The organism is Xenorhabdus sp. Sc-CR9 (assembly GCF_963897815.1).
GTDB lineage: Bacteria > Pseudomonadota > Gammaproteobacteria > Enterobacterales > Enterobacteriaceae > Xenorhabdus.
The window spans coordinates 1-1,729 of record NZ_CAWQTY010000053.1; the positions used below are offsets into that span (position 1 = coordinate 1).

General features: G+C 47.6%; 4 protein-coding genes. All 4 read right to left on the reverse strand.

Annotated features, from left to right (window positions below; genetic code table 11):
- Positions 1–340: 340 nt before the first annotated feature.
- Positions 341–775 (reverse strand): lysis protein, encoded by a 435-nt coding sequence (locus tag AACQ81_RS02770; protein WP_237388457.1) that lies wholly within the window; start codon positions 773–775, stop codon positions 341–343.
- 8 nt (positions 776–783) lie between these two features.
- Positions 784–1,185: a structural protein gene (locus AACQ81_RS02775; protein WP_237388458.1), complete on the reverse strand. Its 402-nt coding sequence runs from the start codon at positions 1,183–1,185 to the stop codon at positions 784–786.
- Positions 1,182–1,517 (reverse strand): hypothetical protein, encoded by a 336-nt coding sequence (locus AACQ81_RS02780; protein WP_237388459.1) that lies wholly within the window; start codon positions 1,515–1,517, stop codon positions 1,182–1,184. Before AACQ81_RS02780 ends, AACQ81_RS02775 begins: the two co-directional genes overlap by 4 nt.
- Positions 1,514–1,729: phage holin, lambda family (locus tag AACQ81_RS02785; protein WP_237388460.1), on the reverse strand; the 216-nt coding region annotated here is incomplete at its 5' end. The genes AACQ81_RS02785 and AACQ81_RS02780, both read right to left, overlap by 4 nt.

Sequence of the window (1,729 nt, forward strand, 5' to 3'; positions counted from 1 at the left end):
GGAACGATTTCGTGCTCTTTAAAAGTTAATGCTGTAGTCACGATGCTTATCCTTAACTTAGGTAATGAACCTTTGCCGCAATAGGAAATCAGCCCATCGAGTAGCATCAGTTCTAGCTGATTCCTCAAAGGCTCATTCCTAAATAAAGGCTCGATGTTTAAATTAGCGCTGCGGTGCGCAGTGAAATTAAAAATGCCACCAGACCGTATGCGTTGGGTACGCGGTAGGAACGGGGTGATGGCATGGGTTATTGCTTTAACCACTCAAGGGAATGGGTAAAGGAATAGGGTTCAATATGGTGGAATTGCACCTAATAAAAAGCCCCTGATTGCTCAGAGGCTCACTGACACTGTGTTTTAATATAGTCCTGCAAATATTTAGTTTGCCGCTCGTTCTCTGCCATCATTTCTCGGAGACGGTAATAATCTTGTCGAGCTGCTTCGGTAAGTTGTGGGTCTCCTGCATTGCCCACGCTGCCGGAGGCAGGGGTTTCACGCACGGGGCAAGTTGCTTGGATGCGCAGCTTGCGACGAGCAGCGGCAACATCAGCCCGAAGAACGTCAATTTCAGTTTTATCATTGGCGAGTTTCTCCGTATGACGGGTGTCCAGTTCTGCAAGGTGCTGGATGCGGGCTTGCTGGTTGGTGATGAGGGCGGTTTGTTTAGAGAAATCATCAGACAATTCTTTATATTTCCTGCTGAGTTCCTCATAACCCTTCACTACTACCCAAAGCGCGGCCAGCAATGATACAGAAATGACAATAAATACGTACAATTGCCATCTCATAACAGTTCAAACGCTTTTTCAAACGTCGCCTCAGAATAAGGCTGCTTGCCGTTCTCGTGGTAGATAATGGACTTCGCCAGCGCAATCAGCGTCGTTTTGTTCACTGCAATAACTTGGTGAGGATCGACACCCAACGACTGAGCAACACCTTTGATATAGGCTGAGGTGTTGTTTTCATTGGTTGGTGCCCAGCGGTTTATCATCTTGGCCACACTCTTGTAACCGTTACCGTGGTAATTAATGAGCAGTTTTATCAGTGCCCGGATACCCAATTCAGGCGATTCGAAACGACAGAACCGCTTTTCGATATTCCGGTCATGCGGTAACTGACCCTGCCATTTATTCGCCGGATTATGGTCAATGTTGCCGGGATTGTTATTGCGCAGGCCTCTGGTCATGATTGCCACCATCTGTTCATCCGGGATATCTCGCCAATCTCATAACGCCCTTCAATGAGGGTGAATTCATCATCATCGCCGTTAACGCTGCTCGCCATTGCATCGCAACAGGTAGTACAACAGCGATAATGCATAATCTCACCATCAAAAACCCATGTAGACAGCCGGACAGTAGATTTAGGGGGAATGATTTCATCACAGATATGACAGCGAGCTTCTTTGCGGGTTACGCCGATTTTGTCTTTCAGACAACGCTCAGAACCGTCACCGAAATCACCCTCGAATAAGTCAAATGACAGAACAGCATCTACATAATTTTGGTCTCTGGTCACTGTTTATCTCCCAACCGTTTATTAATGGTGCGGATAGCAAACTCGCGGATTTTCTCAACGCCAATAAAACCCACCAGCCCACCCGCGAAGGGCGCTGCACTGCTGGGGATACCAAACAGTTCCAGCCCACTCGAAATACCCCAAGACAGCGCCCCACACAGGACACCTTCTATCCATTTGTTTTTACGGTCTACACCGTCATACACCAGACG